The organism is Paludibaculum fermentans (assembly GCF_051172195.1).
Lineage (GTDB): Bacteria > Acidobacteriota > Terriglobia > Bryobacterales > Bryobacteraceae > Paludibaculum > Paludibaculum fermentans_A.
Genome location: NZ_JBPJAQ010000005.1, coordinates 55,058 through 79,703 on the forward strand (window position 1 = coordinate 55,058; position 24,646 = coordinate 79,703).

Annotated in this window: 19 protein-coding genes; 4 read left to right on the plus strand and 15 right to left on the minus strand. The window is 61.2% G+C overall.

Going from position 1 to position 24,646, the window contains the following annotated elements; translation table 11 throughout:
- Positions 1–6: 6 nt before the first annotated feature.
- From tssA to tssK (ACR9Y2_RS38840), 9 genes are all read right to left on the minus strand, one after another.
- Positions 7–1,941 (minus strand): type VI secretion system protein TssA, encoded by a 1,935-nt coding sequence (tssA, locus tag ACR9Y2_RS38800; RefSeq protein WP_435047297.1) that lies wholly within the window; start codon positions 1,939–1,941, stop codon positions 7–9.
- The gene (locus ACR9Y2_RS38805; RefSeq protein ID WP_435047298.1) at positions 1,928–2,653 is read right to left on the minus strand and encodes a type VI secretion system accessory protein TagJ; all 726 of its coding nucleotides are present in this window, start codon (positions 2,651–2,653) and stop codon (positions 1,928–1,930) included. The genes tssA and ACR9Y2_RS38805 overlap by 14 nt, the downstream gene beginning before the upstream one ends.
- Positions 2,654–2,684: 31 nt before the next feature.
- Complete coding sequence (locus ACR9Y2_RS38810; protein WP_435047299.1) at positions 2,685–3,194, minus strand: Hcp family type VI secretion system effector; 510 nt, start codon at positions 3,192–3,194, stop codon at positions 2,685–2,687.
- 12 nt (positions 3,195–3,206) lie between these two features.
- A complete protein-coding gene (locus ACR9Y2_RS38815) occupies positions 3,207–3,683 on the minus strand; it encodes an Hcp family type VI secretion system effector (protein WP_435047300.1) in 477 nt (158 codons plus the stop codon).
- 45 nt (positions 3,684–3,728) lie between these two features.
- A complete protein-coding gene (tssC, locus tag ACR9Y2_RS38820) occupies positions 3,729–5,228 on the minus strand; it encodes a type VI secretion system contractile sheath large subunit (RefSeq protein ID WP_435047301.1) in 1,500 nt (499 codons plus the stop codon).
- A complete protein-coding gene (gene tssB, locus ACR9Y2_RS38825) occupies positions 5,221–5,748 on the minus strand; it encodes a type VI secretion system contractile sheath small subunit (protein ID WP_435047302.1) in 528 nt (175 codons plus the stop codon). Before tssB ends, tssC begins: the two co-directional genes overlap by 8 nt.
- Before the next feature lie 122 nt (positions 5,749–5,870).
- On the minus strand, positions 5,871–9,356 hold the full coding sequence (locus ACR9Y2_RS38830; protein ID WP_435047303.1) for an ImcF-related family protein: 3,486 nt from the start codon (positions 9,354–9,356) through the stop codon (positions 5,871–5,873).
- 7 nt (positions 9,357–9,363) lie between these two features.
- Positions 9,364–10,086 carry a DotU family type IV/VI secretion system protein gene (locus tag ACR9Y2_RS38835; RefSeq protein WP_435047304.1) on the minus strand — a complete coding sequence of 241 codons (723 nt, stop codon included), beginning with the start codon at positions 10,084–10,086 and terminating at the stop codon, positions 9,364–9,366.
- 31 nt (positions 10,087–10,117) lie between these two features.
- A complete protein-coding gene (gene tssK, locus ACR9Y2_RS38840) occupies positions 10,118–11,467 on the minus strand; it encodes a type VI secretion system baseplate subunit TssK (RefSeq protein WP_435047305.1) in 1,350 nt (449 codons plus the stop codon).
- Positions 11,468–11,711: 244 nt separating this feature from the next.
- On the opposite strand from tssK (ACR9Y2_RS38840), the gene ACR9Y2_RS38845 reads away from it, so the two are divergent.
- On the plus strand, positions 11,712–12,896 hold the full coding sequence (locus ACR9Y2_RS38845; protein WP_435047306.1) for a hypothetical protein: 1,185 nt from the start codon (positions 11,712–11,714) through the stop codon (positions 12,894–12,896).
- Here the strand turns inward: ACR9Y2_RS38845 and tssK (ACR9Y2_RS38850) are convergent.
- On the minus strand, positions 12,886–14,238 hold the full coding sequence (tssK, locus tag ACR9Y2_RS38850; protein WP_435047307.1) for a type VI secretion system baseplate subunit TssK: 1,353 nt from the start codon (positions 14,236–14,238) through the stop codon (positions 12,886–12,888). The two genes, ACR9Y2_RS38845 and tssK (ACR9Y2_RS38850), sit on opposite strands and share 11 nt — an antisense overlap.
- 276 nt (positions 14,239–14,514) lie before the next feature.
- Here tssK (ACR9Y2_RS38850) and ACR9Y2_RS38855 point away from each other — a divergent pair, with 276 nt between their 5' ends.
- Entirely contained in the window at positions 14,515–15,063 is a 549-nt protein-coding gene (locus tag ACR9Y2_RS38855; protein ID WP_435047308.1) for a sigma-70 family RNA polymerase sigma factor, read from the plus strand.
- A gap of 5 nt (positions 15,064–15,068) precedes the next feature.
- Positions 15,069–17,444 (plus strand): protein kinase domain-containing protein, encoded by a 2,376-nt coding sequence (locus tag ACR9Y2_RS38860; protein ID WP_435047309.1) that lies wholly within the window; start codon positions 15,069–15,071, stop codon positions 17,442–17,444.
- 9 nt (positions 17,445–17,453) lie between these two features.
- Here the strand turns inward: ACR9Y2_RS38860 and ACR9Y2_RS38865 are convergent, their stop codons facing one another.
- Together ACR9Y2_RS38865 and ACR9Y2_RS38870 are read right to left on the minus strand one after the other, a co-directional pair.
- Positions 17,454–19,319: a family 16 glycoside hydrolase gene (locus tag ACR9Y2_RS38865; RefSeq protein WP_435047310.1), complete on the minus strand. Its 1,866-nt coding sequence runs from the start codon at positions 19,317–19,319 to the stop codon at positions 17,454–17,456.
- A gap of 14 nt (positions 19,320–19,333) precedes the next feature.
- Complete coding sequence (locus ACR9Y2_RS38870) at positions 19,334–20,374, minus strand: UDP-glucose--hexose-1-phosphate uridylyltransferase (protein ID WP_435047311.1); 1,041 nt, start codon at positions 20,372–20,374, stop codon at positions 19,334–19,336.
- 76 nt (positions 20,375–20,450) lie between these two features.
- Between ACR9Y2_RS38870 and ACR9Y2_RS38875 the strand changes: the two genes are divergently transcribed.
- Complete coding sequence (locus ACR9Y2_RS38875) at positions 20,451–21,311, plus strand: DMT family transporter (protein WP_435047312.1); 861 nt, start codon at positions 20,451–20,453, stop codon at positions 21,309–21,311.
- 4 nt (positions 21,312–21,315) lie between these two features.
- Here the strand turns inward: ACR9Y2_RS38875 and ACR9Y2_RS38880 are convergent, their stop codons facing one another.
- The 3 genes from ACR9Y2_RS38880 to ACR9Y2_RS38890 form a co-directional block, all read right to left on the minus strand.
- Complete coding sequence (locus ACR9Y2_RS38880) at positions 21,316–22,692, minus strand: sigma-54-dependent transcriptional regulator (RefSeq protein ID WP_435047313.1); 1,377 nt, start codon at positions 22,690–22,692, stop codon at positions 21,316–21,318.
- A 90-nt stretch (positions 22,693–22,782) separates the two neighbouring features.
- Positions 22,783–23,127, minus strand: coding sequence for a winged helix-turn-helix domain-containing protein (locus ACR9Y2_RS38885; RefSeq protein ID WP_435047314.1), 345 nt, complete (start codon positions 23,125–23,127; stop codon positions 22,783–22,785).
- Positions 23,128–23,285: 158 nt separating this feature from the next.
- Positions 23,286–24,569, minus strand: a complete 1,284-nt coding sequence (locus ACR9Y2_RS38890) for a sensor histidine kinase (protein ID WP_435047315.1) — start codon at positions 24,567–24,569, stop codon at positions 23,286–23,288.
- Between the last annotated feature and the right edge of the window lie 77 nt (positions 24,570–24,646).

The window sequence follows — 24,646 nt, forward strand, 5'->3', positions numbered from 1 at the left end:
TCCGCGTCAGGACAACTCAAATGCTTTGACAGGATCCAGCCGGCAGATGAGGGTGTAAACGGACTTGCGCTCGTCCGCCGCCTCCGGTTCGTGCTCGAGACAGCGATGCAACAGCACCAGCGGTTCCACTACGATCGCCGGCATCTCCCAATCGAACAACCCGCGCTGACTGATTTCCGCCGACAATTCGCGCAGGAGCGGCAAGGAGACCGTATGTCGTCCGGACGCCACCAGAATCCTCGCCAGTTGTATTCTTCTCTGGAAACGGCCGCGGCCGCTGTTTTCCAGGGCCATACGGCGGGACACGAGCTCGAGCGCCACCTCAATTCGTCCCCGACGGATGGCGTCCTCGATCATCGTGTCGTCGTTGCGGTCGGGTATCGCCGGCGCCGGCCGCGCAGATCCCTTGGCTGTGGGCAGGCAGCCCTTGGCCAGAAGCATTTGGCGGGTGGCGGCGTTGGCGGTGGGCGTATCGTCAGTAAGGGTCGATTCCAGCAGGTCTGGGTATTCCTGCAGCAACGAGCTCAAGGCCCCCACGATCGAGTGGCTTACCAAACCGTACTCCTCGCCCAGTTCGTCGCAGGCCAGGAGGGAGTATCGCTGCAGGTCGAGCCAGGCGCGCCCATAGGGCTGGGCCATGGCCTCCTCGCCGGCTTCCAGCAATTGGATCCAGTCTTCTTCCTGGGCGAGGCGGCGCATCTGCTGCCGGATATCGGTGGGCGGCGCCTCCAGCCACTCGGGATCGAGCGTGGGGCCCAGGGCTCGCAGTTCACCCCAGCGAAAGCCGCGCAGCAGCAAGTAGGCCGCAGGACTGCGCGGGTTGGCCTTGCGCAGCCATTGCGCGATGGAATTCAGACGCGCGGCGCAATCCACGGCATCGGCGGGCTCACGGGCCTGGAAGCCGCCGGAGTGGCCGTTGTCCTGGCCCCAAAGCTGCTGCTGCGGGGTCTCTTCGAAGACATGAGCAGGCTCCGGCGTAGTCTCTACCGAGGATTGCCAGAGCGGCGTTTCTTCCTGAAACTCTGTTTGCTGCGTTTCTCCGGAAGAAGTTGAGTCGGTGGTCTGCCAAAGCGGCGTATCGTCGTCCGCCGGCGACTGCGACCACAGGGGTTTGTCGTCCTCAACCCAGGCCTGCGGCTGGCGCTCGGCACGCTGGACTGGTTGTGCGGTCGCAGTGGGCCCGGCGCGGCGTTGGGACAGGATGCGAGTCGCGTTGATGAGCTGATCGAGACAGTCTTTCAGGCCGCCGAAGCTGGGCGAGAATTCGCCGAAGCGCTCGTCCGAGATCAAATTTAACTGATCGATCGTCTCGCGGGCTGCTTCCAGTACCGCGGTGTTCTGTTCGAAGAAGGCCGACTGGGTGGCGCGCAGAGCGTCGTCGACCGCCTCCGGAGTAGTCTTCCCCTCGTTAATGGCCTCGCGCCGGGTGTCCGCTTTGTTCGAGCTCCCACCGGCTTCCTCTTCGGTGGGGACCTGGAGGGAATCGGTGAACTGCAGGGCGCTGATCCCGTGCGGAGTGAGCGGAACCTGACGCAGCGGGGTATCGAGCTTCGAGGAGAGCCAGGCCAGCGGCACTGAACGCAGTTCGGAGTCCCCATCCTCCAACTCCGGATAGAGGGTATCCCAGAATTCAGCGAGGAGGGAATTGCACAGGTTCACGCCCTCCTGTAGTCCGGTGAAGCCATCGCGCCGGACCAGCGCTTCTGTCAGCCAGACCGCAAGCTGGAGGTCTTTGGATTTCTTTGCCAGCGCTTCCGAGATCAGCCGGATGACGAGAGGCCAGTCGGCGGTTTTGAGCACCCGCTGCCAGACGCCCAGGGCCAGTGCCTCTTCTTCGCGGCGGGCCTCCTTGATCTGTTCAAAGAGCGGGGTGTAGCGGATATCCTGACCACTTGGGTTGTCACCCGGGATGGGACTTAGGATGTCCTCACGTAACGGCATCTGCTTCTCCGGAAGGCGCGGCGATCTTGAGCGAACGGATCTCCAGGAACGGGAATTCCTCGCCATCCACGAGCAGCAGTTTCTGGCCGAACAGCATTTCCGTCGAGCCATCCGACTCCCATGAGGAGACGCGGCCCAGGCGAACGAGATCATCCGAGTGACGGCTGGAGAGCGGTGAGAGTGCGGGAAGCATCACATCGCCCAAATCCTGGCCGCCGCCGAAATTGGCGCCGCAGCGCAGATGCGCGGGCGCCCAAAGCAGGTCTCTGAGCCGTTTGGGCGGCTCCATGTCGAGTTCAGCGAGATGCGCCATGGGCAGCATCAGGTAATTGCCGGCCGCGAAGACCTCGATGCGGGGTCCGACCCGCGGATCGGCATCCGAGATGGAATGGAATGGTTTGCCATTGAGGACACCGGAAACCGGCGGAGCTTCGGCGGCGGGTGCAACCTCACCGTTGGCAAACATGTCGTCGCGGGTGCGAGCCGTCTGGACGGCGGCGCGCATCAGCATCGCACCCATCTGACGGTCGTGCGTGCCTCCGGCGAGCAGATCCAGGTGTTTGTCCGCGCGATCATACTCTCCGGCAAAGCACAGCATTTCGAACAGAAATGTCCGCTGCTGTGCATTGCCGGGGTTGTCGCGAAGCAGGCTGACCACGGCGTTGATCGCGTCGGTCAGCCTGCCTTCATTGAACAGTTGATGGGGGTTCATAGCGAGCTTGTCGCATTATCACCCATAAACCCTATGTGCCTACGCTCTCGGTGATCTTGCGGATGTCGTAGCCCGCCATCACACCGCCGGTGCGCTGGCCGTTCTTCATCACAAAGTAGTTCATTGAGACCGAGGCAGCGCTAAACGAGATGCTTTCACTAGCCGAAGCCTGGTCAGACCCGCCGTTCTGATAGCTGCTGACCATCACGTCGCCAAAGGTCCATTCGAAAAACTCATCGAGAGAGGAGGGTTGGCCGGCCGTGACCGCTTTGCCCATGCGCCGGAAGACGACTTTCGCCGATTTGAAGTGTTGACCGCTGGAGCAGGCGAGGAAGAGCTTAGGGCTAGCCTTGTCAGTTGGTTTGGTGACAGTGAATGAGGCGAAGTCGGGGACACCGGCGCTGCGCGCGGTACCCTTCGTCGTCACTTCGTTCGAAATGCCCCAGGAGAACGACTCGATGTTGATCCAGGTGAGGTACTTCGTTTCCCTGCACTCGCCCTTGATGCCTTCAACCTGAAGTAGATGAGGAGTATCAGCCATGACTCATGCCCCCTATTGCGCCACATTCTGCTGGATGTCCCAGCCACCCAAGACCTGGTCGGTCTTCTTGCCGCCCTCGATCTGGAAGTACTGGACGTTAATACTGCCGAAATTGAAGCTGATGCTTTCCGAGGGCTGGTCCGATCCAGCCGACCAGTTTATGGAAGAGATGATCAGGTCAGAGAAGTTGTACTTGATGTACTCTTCGCGGCCACCGGTTGTCCCGGACCGTGTGCCCGTGAGCACCGCTTCCTTGATGTGCTTGCCGCTGGCGCAGTGAGCAAACAGCTTCGGGCTGCCCGAGTCCACTTTTTTCGTGAACTGAAATTCCTGAATCTGGCTGCCGCCATGGCTGCTGCCCGATCCATAGACCCCCGCCGTGTTGCTGGCGCCCCAGCTAAAGCTAAGAACCTGGATTTGGTTTTGGTAACCCTGGATCTCGCTTTCGCCATCGATATTTGGAATCTTGAGATGCCAAATCGCAGACATAGTTCATTCCTCCTGTTCGATTCCCCTGTGTGCCCAGCGCGCCGTCTACTTGCGCGCCGATTGAGGCAGATCAGCCACCAGCCGGAGCGAAACGCTTAGCTCGTCCAGCTGGAAGTGCGGCCTCAGGAACGCTACTGCCTTGTACGCACCCGCCTTGCCGGGCACCTCCGCCACTTCCACCCGCGCCTCACGGAGCGGATACTTGGACTTAACCGCTGCCGAGGCAGAATCGTCCGAAGTGACATAGTTCGCGATCCAGTTGCCCAGGAACATCTCGCACTCGGCCCGCGAAGTGAAGCTTCCAATCTTGTCCCGCATCATCGACTTCAGATAATGCGCAAAGCGGCTGACCGCCATAAGGTACGGCAGCTGCGCGGAAAGCCGTGCATTGGCGTTGGCTTCCGGCTTGTCGTATAACTTCGGCTTCTGGCAGGTCTGGACGCTGAAGTAGGCCGCGTAGTCCGTGCCCTTGCAGTGAACCAGCGGAGCAAACCCCAGGTCGGCCAATTCCTTCTCGCGCCGATCGGTGATGATCGTCTCAGTGGGACACTTCATGACGGTGTCGCCGTCATCGGTGGAGAACGTGTGAACCGGCAGTCCTTCCACCAGTCCGCCACCTTCCACGCCGCGAATCGCCGCGCACCAGCCGTAGCGCGCGAACGCCTGCGTCATCTTGGAGCCCAGCGCGTAGGCCGCATTGCCCCAGAGGTAACGCTCGTGTGTCAGCCCGTCGACATTCTCTTCGTACGCGAACTCATCCACCGGCCTGGTCTCGCGGCCGTAGGGCACGCGCATCAGCACTCGCGGCATGGTGAGGCAGATGTAGCGCGAGTCCTCGTTCATCCGGAAGCCCTTCCAGCGCGCATAGTCAGTGGTGTCGAACACCTTGGCCAAATCGCGCGGGTTGTCGAGCTGAGTGAAGTCCTCGAGGTTCAGGAGTTCAGGCGAAGCCGCCGAGATGAACGGCGCATGCGCCGCGGCGGCAACCTGCGACATCCGTTCCAGCAGTTCGATATCTTCAGGGCCGCGGCCGAAGTAGTAATCGCCGATCAGGGCGCCAAACGGCTCACCGCCGAAGACTCCGAATTCCTGCTCGTACACCTTCTTGAACGCCTGACTCTGGTCGAACTCGGGGACGCGCTGCAGATCGCGCAGCAGTTCCTTTTTGCCGACATTGAGAACCTTGATCTTCAGCTGGGTCCCGGTCTCTGATTGATCGAGCAGGTACCGCAATCCGCGCCAGGTCGACTCCAGTTGCTGGAATTTCTCGTGATGGAGGATCTCGTTCAGCTGGAGCGACAGCAGGTGGTCGATCTGAGAGATGCGCTGGTTGATCATCGCCTCCAGATCATGCGAAACAGTCATTTCGCCCTGTAGGATCTGGTTGACGAACTCGCTCACCAGGGACTTCCCCCACTGGCGTTGCGCGGGATCGCGGGCCATGCGCCCCTGGTCCACAATCTGGTCGAGAAGGCCTGGTTGCCTGGTCTTTTCCACCGTGACATTCTGCGCAGCGGCTGCCGCTGCCGGTTTCGACTTAGCCATTAGATTCGCCTCCCTCAGCGCCGTCCATCTCATCCTTTATCTGCTGCATCTTCTCCGAGTTGCCGAGCACATCCTGGAGCAGTTTCTCCAGTTTCTCGTTGCCCTGGAGGGTTCCTCGCAGATCGCTGAGTTTGGTCCGGAGTTCGAGCAACTCACGGAGGGGATTCACCTGGCGGGCGACCTTCTCCGGCTCGAAGTCTTCAATGCTGGAGAACCTGAGGTCCACGCCAATCTTGCCGGCATTCGGGTCGTCGCTGAGTTTGTTCTCAACGGTGAAGGCCACCCGCGGTTTCATGCTGGCCAGGACGCCGTCGAAGTTGTCGGGAGTGACCTCGACGAAGCGTCTTTCCCGGATCCGAGGCAGCGGTTCTTCCGGCTGGCCGCTGAAGTCACCGAGCACCCCCATCACGAAGGGGATCTCTTTAATTTCGACAGCGTCACCAACCTCTACGTTGTAAGTCACATGGACACGCGGCGGGCGCACGCGTTCCAGCTTTGCATGGACACTCTCTCTTGCCATTTGTCTCCTCCGTCTCCGCGAGCCCTCCCTAGTAGGCTCGCTTCAGACTGTCGCCTAATCTAAAACCATCCATGACCGGAGTCAAGGACCCACTCTGTGACGCTTCATCTGATCAAGCGCAATTACTGGGCGGCTTGACTCACACATTGGAAGCCTGACAAATAATTCTTTTGGAAGATGGGCGCAGTCGTCCCCATATCCAGGAAGTACCGCACAGTCAATGGCTTACCGGTGGACAGTGTCATGGGCTGGCCGGATTGACCCTGTCGCGGCACCCATTCGAAGTTGTATCCGCTGCCCGAAGCCTGCCACCTGTCCGCATCTCCAAAGAAGCGGAAGACCGCCCACAAACCGTTGTAGTTGAGGAAGCCCAACTCAGTCCCGCCAAGGCTGCCGGCCAGGCGAGCCTCCCGGGTTCTCAGTGCCGGCCACTGGAACGACGCCTGTTGCCCGCCTGCACCGGTGGACTTGAGCGTCTGTCCGTCGAGGGTCAGAGTGAGTCCTTGAATCCCTTCCGCCGGCAGTGCCTTGAGTGTGTAGCTGAGTTGTGGATCCTGGGAACCGCCGCTGCGATACAGGGCGTCGCTGAAAGCCGCCGCCCGATTGAAGAATCGCAGGAATTGCGGGGTCATGCGAATGCTGGTGTCGTTGCCGCCGGAGACATACTGGGATCCCTGGCGAACTAGATGGTTCTTCAGCGTCTGCTCGTAGAACGTCCAGAGCGATCCGCTGCCCGGTTTGAACACGGCATTGATCTCCTCCAGTGAAGCGTCGGTCTGGGAAGAGGTATTGAAGGGATACTTGTTGACCACTCCCTGAAAATCGACACAGAAGCGGCGCGCCTCGCCATTGATCTGTGCCGGCCCCAGACGGCCCAACAGCGCCTCCACATAAGTAATGGGGTCTTCCATCAGCTTCTGAACCATCTGCTCGACATGGCCTTCCTTGTCGATGCGGAAGCTCTGCGCCACCTGGCGGGCCGCCGTCTTTGCCCGGGACGCTTCCTGCAGGGTGGCGTTGACGGAGGGATCGCCGGGATTCCTGGCTCGAACGACCTGTTCCAGTGAGGACTGCAATGCCACCAGACTGTTCATGTAGTTCTGGTTCGCGGCCTCAATGTAGCGGTCGGGGCAGGCTGGGGGTGTCACGTACTGCACAGGCTGGAAGGCGGATTTGATGTCCGGATTCGTCGACGCCGAAGTGTGGACACTCGCCAGGCAAAACAGCGCCAGCAGGTAGGACGTGTTGTTCGACATCATGCCCAGCTTGCGCGCGGCGTCTTCCACGCTGGCATAGCGTAGGACTGTCGAGTTTTTGAGGTACTCTCGCCAGTTGCCCGTGAAATCAGCCTGGTAGCGAGCCAGCAACTCCGGTTCGATCTTAGCCCGGTCGAGGGCCGCCGAGGCTTGCGAACCCAGCACCCATTCTTCTCCTGCAAAGAAGCGCTCGAAGTTTTTGATGGCGTCCTGCATGAACACCCAGCCATCTTTGGTGAATGCCCCCGCAACGTCCTTCCCGTTCAAAATCACCTGGGCGGAGCCGGCAAACTGGCGGTTGTAATTGACAGCCGGGTTCCTGCGGCTCGCTTCGGCCAGCATGAACTGATAGATCCGCTCGGTGGCCGCGAACTGAGCTAGAAACTTGCGAGCCCTTTCGATGGCCAGCGTGTCGTTCTCTGAAGAGAACGGATTCGCGAACTTAAGCTCCTCGCTGTAGAAATCAAATTGCTTCTGTGCCAGCAGGCGGCGGTCCGCATCAACGGTCCGCTGGCCAGACCAACGCTTCACGAGCAAGGGGGAGAGGAACAACTTCGTGCTCTTCTCATGGTGCGACGTCGTGATCAGGTACGCCTTCAGCGTGTCGTAAGTAAATGAGTACTCATCGGTGGGCCCCGGACTGGACGGCAGTTTCCGCAGGTGATCCAGCAGATCGGCCTGGGTGGCGCCGAACATCAACTGATTGAACCGGCTGAAATATAAACGGCGGACCGTCGGCAGCAGATCGTCGCCGGTGTACAGGCCCCAGCGCAAACTCCATGGGGCATCCTCCCGGCTGTACCGGGAGAGCATCTCCGCGTGCTCACGCAGCGAGTCGAGCCGCTTCAATGCATCCAGGGGTGCCAGATCCTGGCCTCCGCCGGAGACCGAACCGATGCCTGCGACCGCCTCAGAAACCTGCTTCTGCAGGTTCCTATTCGCGAAGTAAGATGTCGTCCAACCGATTCCGAGCACCAGCGCCAACCCGGCCGCGGCGCCAAGGATCAGGCGGCGCGCATTGTCCTTGCCGACTCCGGCGGCACTGGCCTGGAATGCTGCCTGGTCGCGCAGAATGACTTCGTTGAACAACCGGCTGAGGAAGACCCATTGCGGTACCCGCCGCATTTGAACGCTCTGGCGAGGCTGCTCTGCCACCTCGCCTTTGTCGCCATGCAGGGAGAAAATGCCCGTGGCGCCACTGGATCTGGAGGACCCCTCCTGCAGCCGCGGAGCTTGGACCACCTCCCGGACCTCCACCGGCCGGACACCGGAGAAGTAGAATCCGCGTAGATACGGGCTGGTCTGCAGCTGGCTGGGCCGGCATAGATCGACCATGAACTGTACGGCAAGCGCGCGAATCTTGCGGAACTCACGGGGGAATTCGTAGACGCCTGGCAGCTTCTGTGCGTGCGCCTCACGCGCCAGTTGAACCGGCCGCTGGTCAGCCATCCCCAGGAAAATGTCGTGGAAGGCGGAGGTCAGGCGCCGGATCTCTTCCTCGGCATAGACGCCCACGCGGGCATTGAATGCCATCGGTACAGTCGCGCCCACCACCTGCCGCGCTTCGTCCTCTGAGAAGTTGCCAACGAACTCAGAGAAAAACGGGATCCTGTCGCAGCGAGTGAAGATTACGTATACGGGTAACTGGACTCCGAGCGTCCGGCTCACTTCGCCCAGCCGGGCGTTCAGGCGGCGCGCGACGACGGTGGCATTCTCCTGGGCGCCGGGCTTGAGAAAAGCCTCAGCATCGAAGAATACGACGGCCGATCGCGGCGCCTGTTGTTTCTTGGAGAACAGCGAACGCAGCCGGGCGGCGCGCAGCCGTTGCAGGAGGGCGTTCCAACGGTTCCCATCGGAGAAGACCTGTCCACCTGCTTCCACCATGACCGCATTCCGGGCAAACCACAGGTTCACCGAACGCGTGGGGATAATATAGCCCTCTTGATAGACATGGCCGCCGATCAGTTCCGGCTCGGCTCCACAATTCACAAAGGTGGAGGTCTTGGCGGACCCGGGATCGCCGATACCGAGAATGACAGGGAGCGTGCCGACCTTCGCGTCATGCCCGAGCGTAGAGGCGGCCAGCCGTGCCTCTGCGTCCCGGAACAGCGGATCCATCTCTTCGGATTCGGAAGGAAGCGGCGAGGCGGCGCCATCACCCCGTCCCACACCACGTTTGGCCTTCCACCAGAGGAACAGTCCTCCGGCGAGGAGTCCAAACGCCGAGATCAATATGCGGGCGATCCAGACCGTGGAGTAAGGCAGTTTGAGAAGATCGACCAGGAACCAGGTCAGGATCAGGTACGAAACCATGCCGAACGCGGCAATTAAGTAATAAGAGGTCGGAAGCATGATTGCCTCAGCGCACCAGTCCCTGGAGTGAAGTGAGCCCGGAGCCGAGCAGAACCTTATAGGTCACGAAGAGCAGCAGAGCGAGAATCCCGGAGCCCAGAGCCACCCACTGCAACCGCTTCGCCCAGGGGTCTCCGCCGCCCTGCGAGAATTTCTGTTCCGGTACCTGCCAGGCAGGGGAGATCTCACCGCAGGGCTTGCGGATGCGCCGGATTTTGTCGCTCAAAGCCTCGATGATGGCCCGCAAGTCGCCACGGCCGCTGATCGAATAACGGCCGACAAATCCCAGGAGCAGACAGAGCTGGTAAACCTCCAGCAGGTCGGCCAGTTCTGTGGTCTCGCGCCGTCCCATCAGGTGCTGGAGCTGCTCAAAGAAAATCTCACCGGCCGTATGGCGGCCGAACAGCTCTTCCTGCAGCGGCTTGCGCACCCAATCAGAGAAGACGGGATTCTGCAGGTTGAGGACGGACTCATCCAGAAATGCCACAACGGCGAAGACTCCCAGCCGGATGTCGTCCTCGGTGTATCCGAGCTTGCGTCCCTCCTGATCGGCCAGGCGTATGGCCTGCCGCACCTGATTGCGAAACGATTCCGCATCGTTGACCGCCTGGCGGTTCGAGCGAAGCCTCACGACGGCCGTAATCATCTCCTGGAAGATTAACGCGAGGTTCTCGGTGCGCCGTTGGGCCGGGGCTTCCGGTGAGGGGACTGCCGTGGGCGATGCATTCATAGAATTCTGACGGTGCTCCGGCTCCTTATCTTTATGACTCCAGTACGACCAGCAGCTCAATTTCAGGATCGGGCAATTCGCCGGGCACGTAAACGCCCACCTGACGGGAGTGGACGATGTGCTCCCAGCAAGGTCCTGCTTTATCAACACTAAAGTACTGGTAGTCGACGCGGGGGTTGATCGCGGGCGGCGGCACTGGGATGTGCTTTAGCGTCATCCCCGGCAGGGCACGTGCAACGAGCTTGGGAACAAACTCCTTCGAACAGACCTTCACGAGACGGGGACTGGCTGAGATCAGTTCGGCCTCCCCGATTTTTGATCGGATCGAGAAGATCCAGCGGGAGTGCACCAGCGTCCTCGAATCAGCAATTGGGCCGTCCCAGAAATAATTCGCAGACTTCGTGAGCGGGATGCTGACGCAATTGCTCGGCACCACCAGTTCGAGGTGGGTCCGGATGTGATGATCGAGTGTATCGAAGCACTCGGCCAGTTTGGCGTGGTTGTAGAGCGGCAGGTTCGCTGGATGCGAGTCGAGCCCGAAAGTGCACAAGGATCCCGCCAGACGGGCCATCTCGGTGTACAGCTCTTCCGGGTGCCCCGACTTGCTGAAGCAGAGGTGACGCAGGGGGGTAAGCGAAGCGTTCACACAGTGCAGGAACCAGGCATTGCTGATTCCCTGCGCGGAGAAGCCGGCGGCTGTACCTGCCGAAAGATCTTTGGGTTTCGCCACTGCGCGGCTCTTCTCATCAAGAATCTCCACCAGTCGGCGCAGCAGCACCATCAGCCGCTCGCTGCCCTGGATGCGCAACACCGGAGGAACAAAGGTCGCGTCGTAGACATACTGTCCGGCGGCATCGCGCCGTACCCGCGCAATGGGGATGGCGAGCTCTCCGTGCAGTTCCGATTCCACCAGAATCCGGAGGTTCTTCCGCGCCAACCGCAGTTGCTTCGAATCCATGCCCGTGAGTTCGTCGGGCATATCCACGGTCTGCGGAGCGTACCTCAATCCCGGTTCAACTTGCTCGCCGGCTGAGCAGTTGGCGCTGATCTCCTGAAATGGCGAGATGGCGAGGAACACATCCACTGACTCGCGCATTGGCGGGAATACTTCGGCGATTGCGCGTGACGCCGGCGCGAAGTCAGGGTCGGGGACGGCGAAGACCAGCCCGTCAGGAAAGATCCCGCTGGCGTGGATCACCGTCACGAGCCCATTGCGGATGGCGTCCTTGTCCAATTGAAACGCGGCGAAACCCCATGGCTCGTACGCCAGGTTCGCGGCCGTGAAGTGGACTAGGTTCTCGAAATAGCGATTTTGAGCCTGGAAATGCTGTGGTCCGAGGTGCATTCCCTCCGACCAGACTACACGGCTCAACGTCTTCATATGCACTCCATTTTCTGGCGAGCCGTCTCCTCCGCGAGACTTATAATAGTACTCGATCGAGGCGGCGGGAACCATGAGCTTCTATAGCAGATACGAGTTGGTGAAGCTGGTCCGGAACGGAGAACCCAAGTCGTTCCAAGCCCGGGAGATCCAAACGGGCCGGAGCGTTCTGCTCCACCTCTGGGGGATGGGGGACGACAGCAGGCGGTCACCGCTCCTCCTCCACCTGAGAGACCAGATGCGAATGGACCCCACAATCCTGATGGGTGTGGTTGTTGAAGTTCAGGAGGGCGCCGAGCCTCCCTACGTGGTCACTACGTTCGATGAGAAGTTCACGAATCTCGAACAGTGGATCAATACGAAGCTCCATGGAGCCGTTGACGAACCGCCGCCAATGCAGGCCATCCCGCAACCGCCCCCTCTCCCCCCCGCTCCACCGCCAATGGCCAGCGCCCCCATGCCGCAGCCTCCGAAGGCGGAGCCAGGCGAATTCACACGGATGTTCGTCGGGTCGCCCGCGCAGGCTCCAGTGCCCCCACCAGCACCCAAAGCGGAGCCCGGTGAGTTCACTCGGCTTTTCGACGCTGCCCAACCGGCCGCACCGCCTCCCGATGTCCCGGGTGCGGGCTTCCCGCCTCCGGCGCCCGTGACGCCAGCCCAGCCCGTCGCCCCGCCTGCGAGCGTACACACGCCAGGAGAGTTTACCCGGATGTTCGGCGGCCCCGTAGCCCAGCCGGCGTCCCCGGCCGCACAACCGCCCTTCCAGCCTGAGCCGTCGACGCCGCAGGCCCAGCCTCAACCTCAATATCGCCCGCTGGTGAATGAGGTACCCAGGGCTCCCGTTCAGCAGCCCCCTGCCTATCGCGCGCCCGATGGGCGCTCCCCCCTGCAGCAGCCGCCGCCCCCGCCGAGGACGGATGAAGGAGATTTCGCCAAGTTCTTCGGCTCGCCCCTCGGAGCCAACGCATTGCCGGTCGAGGACATTGAGCGCGGAGTTGTCGCGCCGCCCCCGTCCGACCCCGCCAGCCGTCCATTCAGCGGCCCCAGCGATTTCACCATCCAGTTCGGCAAGGATCAGCAGGGCTTGCCCGCTCAAGGCCATGCGCCCGCCCCGCCGGCTCATTCGCCGCTGCCGGCAGGCGCGACCGGCCTGTTTTCCGGATCGGACCGGCCCGGATCCATGCCGTTGGCGCAAACCACCCGGCCGGCCGGCCCGAGCGAATTTACACGGGTCCTGCAAGGTCCTCATCTCCAGCAATCAGGAGACATGGCTCCCGCCCCGCCGTTCAATTCGGCGCCCATGCCGGGGGCCGTACCGCTGCCCGCTCCACCCAAGAAGAGCAATCTGCTTGGAATCCTGGTGGCCGTACTCAGCTTCCTGCTCATTCTCCTGTTAATCACTGTAGTGGTGCTGGTGTTTAAGAAGTAGGCAGCAAAACGATCAATTCCAGCTTCGGATTCGGGAAGTCGCCCGGCACATACACGGCCAGGTTCCGCGCCCGCTCAATGGCTTCCCATGCCAGACCTGACTGGCTCAAGCTGAAATACTGATAATTCAGCTTCACCGGAATCGAGCTCGGCGGAGCCACCTGGTGAGTGATCGGAACCCCGGGCAGGGCCTGCCGTACCAGGTGCTCGATGTGCGTGGCGGAGCACACCTTGATTAGCTGCGGCCCCTTTACCATCAACTCGGCCTCTCCAATATCCGCCGCAACCGCCAGGTACAATTTCGTGTTTTGGAGATACTTTTCTTCACTCAGGGTTGCCCCGTAGATCGAGGGGCGGACCAGCCGTAATGGCAGCGATACGAAGTTGCTGGGCACCACCGTCTCAAGCAAATGCATGAGCACGGATTCGAGCTCCGCCATCCGGTCACCCAATTCCTCGTGATCGTAAGAAGGCAGATCCCTCGATTGGACCTCCAGGGAAAAGGTGGTCAGGACCGAAGCCAGGGACTGCATGAGCGCGAACAACTCTTCCGGATGGCCACCGCGTGTCTCGTATAGATGCCTCAGTCCGGGCAGGTGAGAGTTGACGGAATACAGCAACCAGAAGTTGGCAATGTCGCCGACAGTGAACTCGGCCAGGCTCTGGTTCTTCTGCCGTCGCAGCGCGCTGAGCATCGAACTTTTCGCGGAGAGGATCTCCAGCAGTCGCCGTGCCGTACCCACCACAGTCTCGCTGGCACGGATATCCAGCAGCGGCGGGACAAAGCGGGGGTCGAACTCCAGGGTATCGGCGGCGGTCCGCCGGATACGGGCCAACTTCAGCAGGGAATGACCCTGCCGGTTCTCTCCCTCCACGAGGATGCGGAAGTTCTTTCGGGCGACCTGTACCGGCCGCTCAGTCTGGCCGTTGTTCTCGTCCCGAAATACCGCCACCTCAGCCAGATAGCGGGTATCCAGCCCACGCCCCGCCACTGAGACGTTGACAGTGTTCTCACGGTATTCGGGGATAGCCAGGTAGATATCCAGTGATTCCTGGCCGGGCCGGAAATACTCTGCCAGATGCTTGGCCGGCGGCGGCGTATCCGCTCCGGGGATCTCGAATGGAGAGCCGTCAGGAAAGAGACCGCTAGCCTCCCGGAGGCCGGCTGCGCCCCCGTTCAGCGCCTCGTGATCGAGCTTCAACCGCGAAAAACCCCAAGGCCTGTAGTGCAGCGCCTCCGCTCGAAAGTGAAGCAGACTCTCAATGAACCGGTCCTGCGCCTGCAGATGCTGAGGCGTCAGAAATGTCCCTTTGGACCACAGTACCGATTGAAGGATCCGCATCGAATCACACGTTAGCACAGCGCCCGCATCGGCAATAGGTATAGGTCCATCTCCCCACACGAAGGAGCGGGCAGCCGAATCTGCCCGCAAGCCGGCGATCCGGCCAGCGCCGGCCACCGAGTGACCGCCTTCATCCAGGTAAGCGTGGAAACACACCAGGCCCCCTCACCCCACCACGACGATTCCGATCCCTGTTATGCTCATACCCTAGTAGGGGTTCCTCGGCTCCTCAAAATCATGTCCTCTCCTGGGTCTACTCCGGACGATACGGTTCAATTGCTCAGGCGCTGGAGTGACGGCGACCTGAGTGCTCGCGATGTGCTGATGTCGCAGGTGTACGACGAACTGCGCGCCTTGGCACGACGCGCGCTTTCCAGGGAACAGAATGCGAACACCCTGCAACCGACGGCATTGGTCCATGAGCTCTATGTCCGCCTGATCGGGCAGAGCGCCGTGGATATCCGGGATCGGGGCCACTTTTTCGCCGTCTCCGCTACCGTGATGCGCCACATCCTGGTGGACCATGCGCGCGCCCGCCAGGCCCAACGGCGCGGCGGTGGAGCGATCCAGGTGGAGATGAAAGACGCTATCGCCTCCACAAATCCAGACATGGACATCCTGGCGATCGACCAGGCCTTGGCGCGGCTCGAGGCACTGGATGCCCGCAAGGCGCGCGTGGTCGAAATGAAGTTCTTTGCAGGCCTGACCGAGCACGAGATCGCCGGTGTGCTCAACGTGGGGCGTGCCACAGTCGAGCGCGATTGGGCTTTTGCAAAGAGTTGGCTACAAATTCAGATGGAATCGCACCGCTCCGGTCCGCTATAGAGAATATGACCGATTCGCGCTGGCAACGCGTCGAGCAACTGTTTCACGAAGCCAGGGCTTTGCCCAAGGACGAGCGGGCCCAATTCCTCAGCCAGGTTTGCGCCGGCGATGATGTCATGTTGAACGCCGTGCTCCGGATGGTCGACGCCACTTCCGCGGCCGACGCCCTGTTCGAGAATCCAGCCGCGCTGGCGGCACTCATCGACCCGCCGCAGCAAACCGTCGCCGACCCCGTGCTGGGCACCATGCTGGGCGTCTGGCGCATCGATCACGCCCTGGCAGCGGGAGGCATGGGCGACGTTTACCTGGCGCATCGGGCTGACGACCAGTTTCAAAAGAAGGCCGCCGCGAAGCTGCTGCGGCGTGGATTCCACTCCGAACACTTGCGGCGCCGCTTTCTCGCCGAGCGCCAGATTCTGGCGGGCCTGGAACACCCCAACATCGCGCGCCTGCTCGACGGTGGGTTGTCGGCCGACGGGATGCCCTTCCTCATCATGGAGTTTGTTGAGGGACAGCCGCTGGACGCCTACTGCAACAGCCGTAATCTTGGAATTCGAGCGCGGCTGGAGATCTTCCGCCATGTGCAGGCGGCCGTCAGCTATGCCCACCACAATATGGTGATCCACCGGGACCTGAAGCCATCGAATGTGATGGTGGCGACCAGCGGCGAGGTGAAACTGCTCGACTTCGGCATCGCCAAACTACTGGACGAGCCGGACGACGGGGAAATGACCTCCACAACTTCGGTCATGATGACACCGCGCTACGCCAGTCCGGAGCAGGCCATGGGCAAGCTGGTCAACGCCCAGTCCGACGTCTACTCTCTGGGCGTAATGCTCTTCGAGTTGCTCTGCGGCCGCAGCCCCTACACCACAACTCAACGCACAGTGGCTGAGTGGTTTATTGCGATCCAGAACGAAGAGTGCCCACCGCCGAGCCATGCGGTCCAATCCCCCGCCCTGCGCAAGGAACTCAGCGGTGACCTGGACCTGATCGTCGCGAAGGCGCTGCGCAAAGACCCGCAGGAGCGCTATGCGAGCGTCGAGCAGTTCGACGCCGACCTGCAGGCCTACCTAGAAGGGCGGCCCATCATGGCCCGGCCCCAAACCACGGCGTATCGCATTGGGAAGTTCGTCCGCCGCCACAGGGTGGGTGTCATGACGACCACAGCCGCAATCCTCCTGCTCATCACCGGCCTCGTCACCACACTTTGGGAAGCGCACATCGCCAATACGGAACGGCTCAGGGCCGAAAAGCGATTCGTCCAGGTGCGCGATCTTGCTCGCCTGAGTCTCTTCGATCTCTTCGACATCGTCAAGGACATGCCGGGCTCCACAACAGCCCAGCAACTACTCATCACCAAATCGCTGGCGCACTATGAGAATCTGGCGAAGGAAGCGACGGGCGATCCCGAGATGCTGGGAGAACTGGCAGAGGCCTATTCTCGCCTGGGGAACCTATACGGCAACCCGTATTCCACCAACATCGGCGAGACCAGGAAGGCGCTCGAGACTTACCGGCGCGGCCTGGAGTTGCTGAAAGGAATCCCTGAAGGGACCGGCCCGATCCCGCTGGAGAAGTCCCGCGCCCTGCTCTATTCCAGCCTTGGTGAAGTGACCGCCTATTCAGGAGAAACACCCAAAGGGGTGGAGTACATGCGGCACTGCATCCGGTTGCTGGAAGCCCTGGATGCCCGCGTGCCAAATTCGGCGGAGATCCTGGTCGAACTTTCCGGCGCGCGCGGCACGCTGGGCGATCATCTGGCCGGCATCGGCACCGGCATCGTGCTGGACAAAGAGGGCTCCATCGCGGCGTTCAAGAGCCAGTTGGCAACCGTCGAGGCGCTCTCCAAACGAACAGACATCGCTCCTGAGGTGCTCACCCGTGCGAGGCGCGGCGTCAGTATCGCCTGCATGAAACTGGGGCAATGTATGCAGGACTATGGCCGAAATGAGGAAGCCTTGCCCTGGTATCGCCGTTCCATCGAGGCCTTGGATCGCATGGATGCCGTGGAGAATTCCTCATTAGCCAATATGCGGATCCGCACCACACTGGTGCGAGGACAGGCCGCAACGCTGCTGAACCTGGGGCGCCCTAAAGAAGCCGTCGCTGTGCTGAATCCGGCCATCGAGACCCTGAGGAGCCTCTACCAGCGCGATCCGCAAAATCGGCAGTTCGGCTACGGTCTCGTCACCTTCCTGAAATCGCGCGGCGACATCTACCAGCAGGCTGGCGACACCACCGCGGCGCTGGACGATTACCGGGAAGCGGAACGCCGGGCCACGCTGCAGGTGCAGGAGGACCCGGCGAATGCGGTGATCAAGGGACGCCTCGATGACCTGCGCAAGCTGATCGCCGAGGCAGCAGCGGTCAGGAAGTAGCCTGCGGCGCTAAGGCAGTTCCCGAACAGCGATGTTGCGGAATTTCTGCTTGCCGCCTTCCTTCCAAATCTGGGTACCGCCGTGCACCTGGACCGCAATCATGCCGTCCAGCGCGGCATCGGCCGAATGGTTCGCCACATCGGACCACTGCGTGACCAGCGTGCCGTTGATCCATACGGAGATTCGCGGGATTTCACCTTCGATCCGGGCCCGGATCACATTCCACTCCCCGCGCTTGTAGTACTTCTCCCAGTCCTGGATGCTGAGTGCGGTGACATCCTTCAGCCGCTCGCCGTAGACTCCACCCAGCGTGCCGCCCTCCCGGTAGTCGAGCATCACCTGGTACGCCTCGCCGCGCTCGCTGGAGCGCAGGAACAACCCACCGTCGCAGCCCCAGTCCGGATTCAGCTCCAGGTAGACTTCGAAGTTCCTGTACTTCTTGTCCGTCAACAGGATGCCGCCCTTGCCGGCCGGCTTCTGCATGCCCACCAGGACGCCATTCTCGACGTGCCAGTCGGGCGTTGTACCGTGGTGATTCGTGGTGCTGATGTGCCAGCCGGTTGTGTCTTTACCATTGAAGATCGGAGTGAAGCCGGCAGGAATGCGCGCCTCGTCGGCCGTGACTGGCATCAGTTCGTACTTGCGGCTTACCGGGACCGCGGCGGCCCGCTGCTTCGCGTCCAGCTCACTATCCAGGGCATCCAGCGCGTCCATGACCGCCTTTGCACCGGCCAGGTGATCCGCCTCCAGCGGCACCTCAATTGTCCGCCAGCGAGTATTGTGGATACCGGTGCGCTTCAGCGTCAGGGCGTGTACGTCATTCGCCTGCTTCATCATCGGAGTAGGCCAGGCGGCCAGATTCAACCCCTCCCCCAATTGCTCCGCGGAGAAGACCGCCACCTGCAGTCCATCGATTCGCAGCGCGTAATGACCGGCCTTCAAACCGCTAACTTTCAGCGTCTCTTTGTCCAGCTTCTCCAGGAAATCAGCTGACTTGACCGCCAGGGCCGTCGCCGGGTCGTTGAGATCAACTGGCATCGGCAGCGAGGAATCCAACTGGCTCCAACTCAACCCGTTCGTCCCCACCAGTCCGCTGACCACCGTGTTCTTCCCTGCCGTCAGTTTCGTCCCTTTGGCATCGATCTCCACTTCGCTGACAATTCCCGGAGCCCCCCAGGAATCCAGCAGCGCAGCTGCCATGATCAGGTGGCCGGCAGCACCGGGATGCACCCGGTCAGGAATGATGCGCGCTGCCAATTCTGCATTGGTGGCCTGCGCCCGCTCCAGCATTCTGACAACTGGTCCGTTCAGATCCGCCACATGCATGCTCTGCTTCGTGGCCATCTCCTGCAACAGGTCTCCGAACTTCACCAGCACGGGATTGTAGCCGCCTCCGGCCATCGCGGGACGCGTGACTTCATCGTAAGGAGATGGACGGATGAGCGTGATTCGCGAACCTGGCGCCAGCGACTTCAGGTCCTGCACCATCGACTCGAAGCCTGTCTTGTACCAGTCGAAGACCATCTGGTCGTACGGCCTGTAGCGGCCGTCATTCATCCCAAGCATGATGGTGACTACTGTTGGCTTGTAGACCGCAACATCCCGTCGCAAACGCAGCCCAATGGGCCCTCCGCCTCCGCCCGTGACACGGTCGCCACCCCATCCGGAATGCACGAAACTGACGTCGAGTCCAGGGAACCGCGTCCGGACAAACGTCTCGACAAATGTGGTGTACAACCGTTGGTCCGTGATGCTGTCGCCGTAGAAGACGACGCGGTCGCCGGATTTCAGATAGAACGCCGGCTGCGCCATGACGGCACAGGCCAGCATCGTCAGGACAACCAGCACCCGGCCGGGAGTTCGGATCGAAAGCATGAATTGGGCTCCTGTCAGATCTTCGACTTGAAATGAACATCGCTCACTTCGCGTAAGCGCAATGCAGCGGCTTCAGGCGTAATATCACGCTGGGGGAATGCCAGCAACTCGTACCCTACCAGGAACTTGCGCACAGTGGCGGACCGCAGCAGGGGCGGATAATAGTGCGCGTGAAAATGCCAGGCGTCCCTGCTGCCGGCGGCAGGACGTTGATGGAATCCGCCCGAATAGGGGAAGGACACCTCGAACAGGTTGTCATAACGAGTCGTAAGTTGCTTAAGGATGTCCGCCAAGCCGCCGCGTTCGTCCCAAGTCAACTCGTCCAGGCCGGCGACAGCGCGCCGGCTCACAACCATGGTTTCGAAGGGCCACACGGCCCACCACGGAACCAGGGCAGCAAAGTGCTCGTTGACGCTGACCAGACGTTCGCCGGCGGAGAGTTCGAATTCCAGATAGTCGGCCAGCAACGTCCGTCCGTTCTTCTGGAAATAGGCCTCCTGTGCGGCTGCTTCCTTGGCGATTTCGTTCGGAATGGCGGAGCTTGCCCAGATCTGGCAATGTGGGTGCGGGTTTGAACACCCCATCATCTCGCCGCGGTTTTCGAAGATCTGCACATAGCCGATGTCCGGATTCGCGTTCAGCTCCATGTACTGCTCAGTCCACGTATCGACAACCCCGCGAATCTCCTCGACGGACAGTTCGGCCATCGTCAGGTCGTGCCGCGGGGAGAAGCAAATCACCCGGCAAAGCCCGGATACGCCGTCGGCCTGCAGCAGCGGATGAGGAGCCACGTGACCGGAAGGTGTTCCGGGAATGAGGGCGGCAAAGTCGTTGTCAAACGCAAACGTCCCGGAATAGGCGGGGTTCCGGTGTCCCCCCGCGCGTTCATTGCCCGGGCATAGATAGCACTTTGGATCGTAGGCCTCCCTTGTCTCGCGCGGCACCTTTTCCATCTGCCCCTGCCAGGGGCGCTTGGTTCGGTGCGGAGAGACCAGAACCCATTCTCCGGTCAGCGGGTTCAGTCGGCGGTGGGGATGTTCCTTGAGATCAATCATTCAGACACAGCTCTCCCGAATATCCTATCGCGATACGGCGGGCTGCTAGACTCTCCTATTCGGAGCTGCCCAATCAGTGAACACCATTGCCCTCAGCCGCCTCATGGTCCTGGGAGCCGCACTGCTCTTCTCCACCGGAGGCGCGGCGATCAAGTCGACGGCATTGGGCGGCTGGGAGACGGCGGGACTCCGCAGCATCGTGGCCGCTCTCGCGCTGCTGGCACTTGTGCCCGAGGCGCGGAAAGGCTGGACATGGCGGGTCTGGCCTGTAGGTCTCACATACGCGGCCACACTGGTCACCTACGTCCTCGCCATCAAACTGACCACCTCGGCCAATGCCATCTTCCTCCAGTCCACCGCGCCTGCCTACCTGCTGCTCATCGGCCCGGTTTTCCTCAAGGAGAGAATTCACAGGCGCGACATTGTCTTTACTGGCGCGCTGATCGCAGGGATGACCCTGTTCTTCACCGGAGTCGAGAACCCCATGGCCTCGGCACCCAATCCAGCCCTGGGCAATATTTACGGAGCTCTGTCGGGCGCAGCGTACGCCTTCACCCTCGCCGGCCTCCGCTGGCTGGCTCACACTCCGGGGAATCAAGGCGGAGCACTCGCGACGGTTGTCGCCGGCAATGCCCTGGCTTTCGCGATTTCCATGCCGGTGGCCTGGCCGATTCATTCCATCTCGGGCTCGGACACGGCCGTGTTGCTCTACCTCGGCATCCTTCAGATCGGCCTGGCCTATGTGCTGCTCACCCGCGGCATGAAACACGTGCCGGCGTTCGAGGCATCCACCTTGCTGCTGCTCGAGCCTGTGTGCAATCCCATCTTCACCTGGTTCTTCCATGGTGAACGGCCAGCTTCCCGAGCGCTGGCAGGCGGGGCCGTGATCCTGTTGAGCACGTTCGCAAAACTCTGGCACGAACGGCGCGATGCCTGAGCCGCTACTCCAGGCCCATCTGCGATAGCCGGTAGCGTAGGGCGTTCCGCGACAGGCCCAATAGCCGTGCCGCCTGGCTCTTGTTGCCCGCCGCCCTGCGCAGGGCTTCCCGGATCAATTGCTGCTCGTGCTCCTCCAGCGAAATGCCTTCCGGGAGGAAATCATTCACTACCGCGCCGCCGTTTCCGTTGCCGCCATTTCCGGGCACCGCTCGCCTCGGCGCATGATCCAGCCGTATGTCTTCCGGCTGCAGCAGAGTCCCGGTGGCGTAGAGGAGGCTGCGCTCAATCGCGTTCTCCAATTCACGCACGTTGCCCGGCCAGTGGTAGGCCATCAGTTTCTGGCAAGCGGCCTCGGAAATGCCCTCCACCTGCGAGCCCAGTTCCCTGGCGAACTTCCGCAGGAAGTTCTCTGCCAGGACCGGAATGTCCTCCGCGCGCTCGCGGAGTGCCGGGATCGTCAGCGGAAATACATTCAGCCGGTAGTACAGATCCTCGCGGAAGTTTCCTTCCTCCAGTGCCCGGCGCAGATCCACATTGGTCGCCGCGATGACCCGCACGTCGATCTGACGGGTCTTGTTGCTGCCAAGGCGCTCAAATTCGCGCTCCTGCAGAATCCGCAGCAGCTTCACCTGAACCGCCGTCGGCACATCGCCGATCTCGTCCAGAAACACCGTTCCGCCCTCGGCCTGCTCAAACTTGCCTGGCTTGCTGGTGGCCGCTCCTGTGAATGCGCCCTTCTCATAGCCGAAAAGTTCGCTCTCCATCAGGTTCTCGGGGATGGCGGTGCAATTGATCTTCACAAACTGGTGGGCGCTGCGCGGGGAATGGTGATGGATGGCGCGGGCAATGAGGTCCTTGCCTACTCCGCTCTCACCGCATAGCAACACGGTGGTACGCATAGGCCCCACACGCAACACAGAAGCTAAAATCTCCTGCATCTTCGGGCCGGACCCGATGATGTTCTCAAAGCGGTAGCGATGCCCCAGTTCCTCTTTGAGCCGCGTATTCTCTTCACGCAGGGATTGGACTTCCAGCGCCTTCCGCACCACCGCCATCAGGTGATCCATCGAGAACGGCTTCGGCAGGAAGTCCGCCGCACCCTTCTTCATGGCTTCGACGGCAATCTCCACTGTGCCAAACGCAGTCATCACGACTACAGGTAGCCGCGCGTTCTGCCTCTGAATCGCCTCCAGCAGGGAAAGTCCGTCCATGGCAGGCAGGCGCAGATCGGTCAACACGAGGTTTGCCCGATCGCTCATGCGCAAGGCCGCCTCGGCTGAGCCCGCAGTCTCGACCTCATAACCAGCCGATTCAAGCTGCAGGCTCAGCACGCGGCGTAGTTTTTCTTCGTCTTCAACAATTAGGATGCGCGCCATCATGCCCGCCCTTATCATCTCTCAAGCGAATCGTCTCGACAATTGAGACGTCGCCGGGCGGGTGCGCGGTTCCGCAGGATCGCGGGGAAGGTGTTACCAGACTGGCGTCGGACGGCTGATTACTTCGGGTTCAGGAAACCAGCAGTAGCCCAGGCGAACAATGGTTTTGATGGCTGCGGCTTCGCGCCCCAGCTTCCGCCTCAGTCGCTGTACGTGCACGTCTACAGTTCGTGTCCGTGCCCCGTCCGAATATTTCCAGACCGTTCGAAGCAACGTCTCCCGGCTGATACACCGGCCCGGATTCTGCATCAGAGTGGTGAGCAGTTCGCGCTCCTTTCGGGTCAGCCGGGTGGAGGACACGGCCGTAGGTGCCGCAACGGCCACTGCCGTCGCGCCGATTGTCAGCCCATTCATAGTTGCAAGCGAACTCATGGTCATTCGACTCCTCTAGTGAGGTTCCTAGGGCTCCCGTCCTTGGTCAGTGCCAAAGGCGTCATGGCCCTATGCTTTCAATAGACGGACCGCGTCGAAAATTGTTCGCAGAAAGTTTCGGGTCACTGAAGAAATATCTTCCTCGCCGGCCGAGTTTACATACATTAAAACGTGGATTCAGCGGACGCCTTGCGGTCCTTCGGAGGGACCTGCGGCAAGGTCACCAGAAACAGCGATCCGCGCTCCGGTTGACTCTCTACCGTAATGCGCCCTCCGTGCTCATCCACGATCTTGGCGCTGATCGCCAAACCAAGCCCAACCCCAGTGGGCTTGGTGGTAAAGAAGGGGTTGAAGATTTGCTCGCGGTGTTCCGGCTGGATTCCGTGGCCCCGGTCGATCACTGCGATTTCGACAATCCCCGGTCCGCCACGGGTCTTTACCGTCACGGTCAGGCCCGGTGCGGATGCCTGCACTGCGTTCCGAATCAGATTAAGGATCACCCGCTCAAGAAGCTCGGCGTCGGCTTCGATGAGGGGAATTCCAGGGTCATAGTTCTTGTGGATTAGGGGTGGCGAATCGGGGGTCATTCGGCCCAGTTGGTCGATCACCATGTCGATCAGCGCATTCAGGTCCGTGGGCGCCAGCCTTAGCTTCACAGGACGCGCAAACTCAAGAAACCGGGTGATGAGCGAGTTGGTACGGTCTACTTCGGTGGAAATATAGCCCGCCAGCTCGTGGCCCAGTTCATTCCCGGGCTCGATTTTCTCCAGCAGGATCTCGGCGGACGCCTTCATCGTGCCGAGCGGATTGCGCAGCTCATGGGCCAATCCGGCCGTCAACTGCCCCAGTGCCGCCAGCCGCTCACTCCGCCGGACCGATGCCTCTGCCTCTCGGAGCCGTCGATTGGCTTCTTCTAGCTCAGCCGCCGCCCCCTGCGCCCGCCGGGCTTCGTTGCGGTTCGCCTCCACCAATCCGTATGTAAGGTACGCCACCACGGGCAGGAAAATGACGCGAAGGCTCAAATCCCGCAGGTATACCCAATCCATCATGTAGTCCAGGCTATAAGCCAAGGGAATGAAGGCGAGATAAGCGATGCAGGCCACTGCGGTTACAGCCGTAGTACCGAGCGCCCCGAGGGTAGTTGCAGCCGAGACCACCGGCAGCAAGAGAATCAGGTAGTAACTGGATGCGATCCCGCCGGTGACGCCTATAAGGAGAAAGCCCAGAACCAGCTTGACCGCAGTAACCGTCAGGTTGCCCTTCCGGGAGCTGAGGGCCTCAAGTCGCGGCGCGACCACTTGGAGTATGGCCAGCGCCGTCAACATCTCCAGCTCCGCCGTACCCCGCGTGGGGCTCACCCACGCCAGCGCGGAGAACAACAGCAGCCAAACCAGATCCTGGGGGTACAGAATCCGTTTCCACCTGGGAGTGGGCGATTCGTCCTGCAAGCCGCCATCTTAGCGCAGCCTTAGCGCAGCTGGCTGTGAACGTCTCACGCCAACCTATTGCCGTGTTGTGGCACAAT

Coding starts and splice junctions, on each gene's coding strand:
- tssA (WP_435047297.1), bottom strand. CDS start 1,941: ATGCCGTTACGTGAGGACATCCTAAGTCCCATCCCGGGTGACAACCCA.
- ACR9Y2_RS38830 (WP_435047303.1), bottom strand. CDS start 9,356: ATGCTTCCGACCTCTTATTACTTAATTGCCGCGTTCGGCATGGTTTCG.
- tssK (WP_435047307.1), bottom strand. CDS start 14,238: ATGCGGATCCTTCAATCGGTACTGTGGTCCAAAGGGACATTTCTGACG.
- ACR9Y2_RS38805 (WP_435047298.1), bottom strand. CDS start 2,653: ATGAACCCCCATCAACTGTTCAATGAAGGCAGGCTGACCGACGCGATC.
- ACR9Y2_RS38815 (WP_435047300.1), bottom strand. CDS start 3,683: ATGTCTGCGATTTGGCATCTCAAGATTCCAAATATCGATGGCGAAAGC.
- ACR9Y2_RS38835 (WP_435047304.1), bottom strand. CDS start 10,086: ATGAATGCATCGCCCACGGCAGTCCCCTCACCGGAAGCCCCGGCCCAA.
- ACR9Y2_RS38810 (WP_435047299.1), bottom strand. CDS start 3,194: ATGGCTGATACTCCTCATCTACTTCAGGTTGAAGGCATCAAGGGCGAG.
- tssK (WP_435047305.1), bottom strand. CDS start 11,467: ATGAAGACGTTGAGCCGTGTAGTCTGGTCGGAGGGAATGCACCTCGGA.
- tssB (WP_435047302.1), bottom strand. CDS start 5,748: ATGGCAAGAGAGAGTGTCCATGCAAAGCTGGAACGCGTGCGCCCGCCG.
- ACR9Y2_RS38870 (WP_435047311.1), bottom strand. CDS start 20,374: ATGATTGATCTCAAGGAACATCCCCACCGCCGACTGAACCCGCTGACC.
- ACR9Y2_RS38865 (WP_435047310.1), bottom strand. CDS start 19,319: ATGCTTTCGATCCGAACTCCCGGCCGGGTGCTGGTTGTCCTGACGATG.
- ACR9Y2_RS38860 (WP_435047309.1), top strand. CDS start 15,069: ATGACCGATTCGCGCTGGCAACGCGTCGAGCAACTGTTTCACGAAGCC.
- ACR9Y2_RS38880 (WP_435047313.1), bottom strand. CDS start 22,692: ATGATGGCGCGCATCCTAATTGTTGAAGACGAAGAAAAACTACGCCGC.
- ACR9Y2_RS38845 (WP_435047306.1), top strand. CDS start 11,712: ATGGACCCCACAATCCTGATGGGTGTGGTTGTTGAAGTTCAGGAGGGC.
- tssC (WP_435047301.1), bottom strand. CDS start 5,228: ATGGCTAAGTCGAAACCGGCAGCGGCAGCCGCTGCGCAGAATGTCACG.
- ACR9Y2_RS38885 (WP_435047314.1), bottom strand. CDS start 23,127: ATGACCATGAGTTCGCTTGCAACTATGAATGGGCTGACAATCGGCGCG.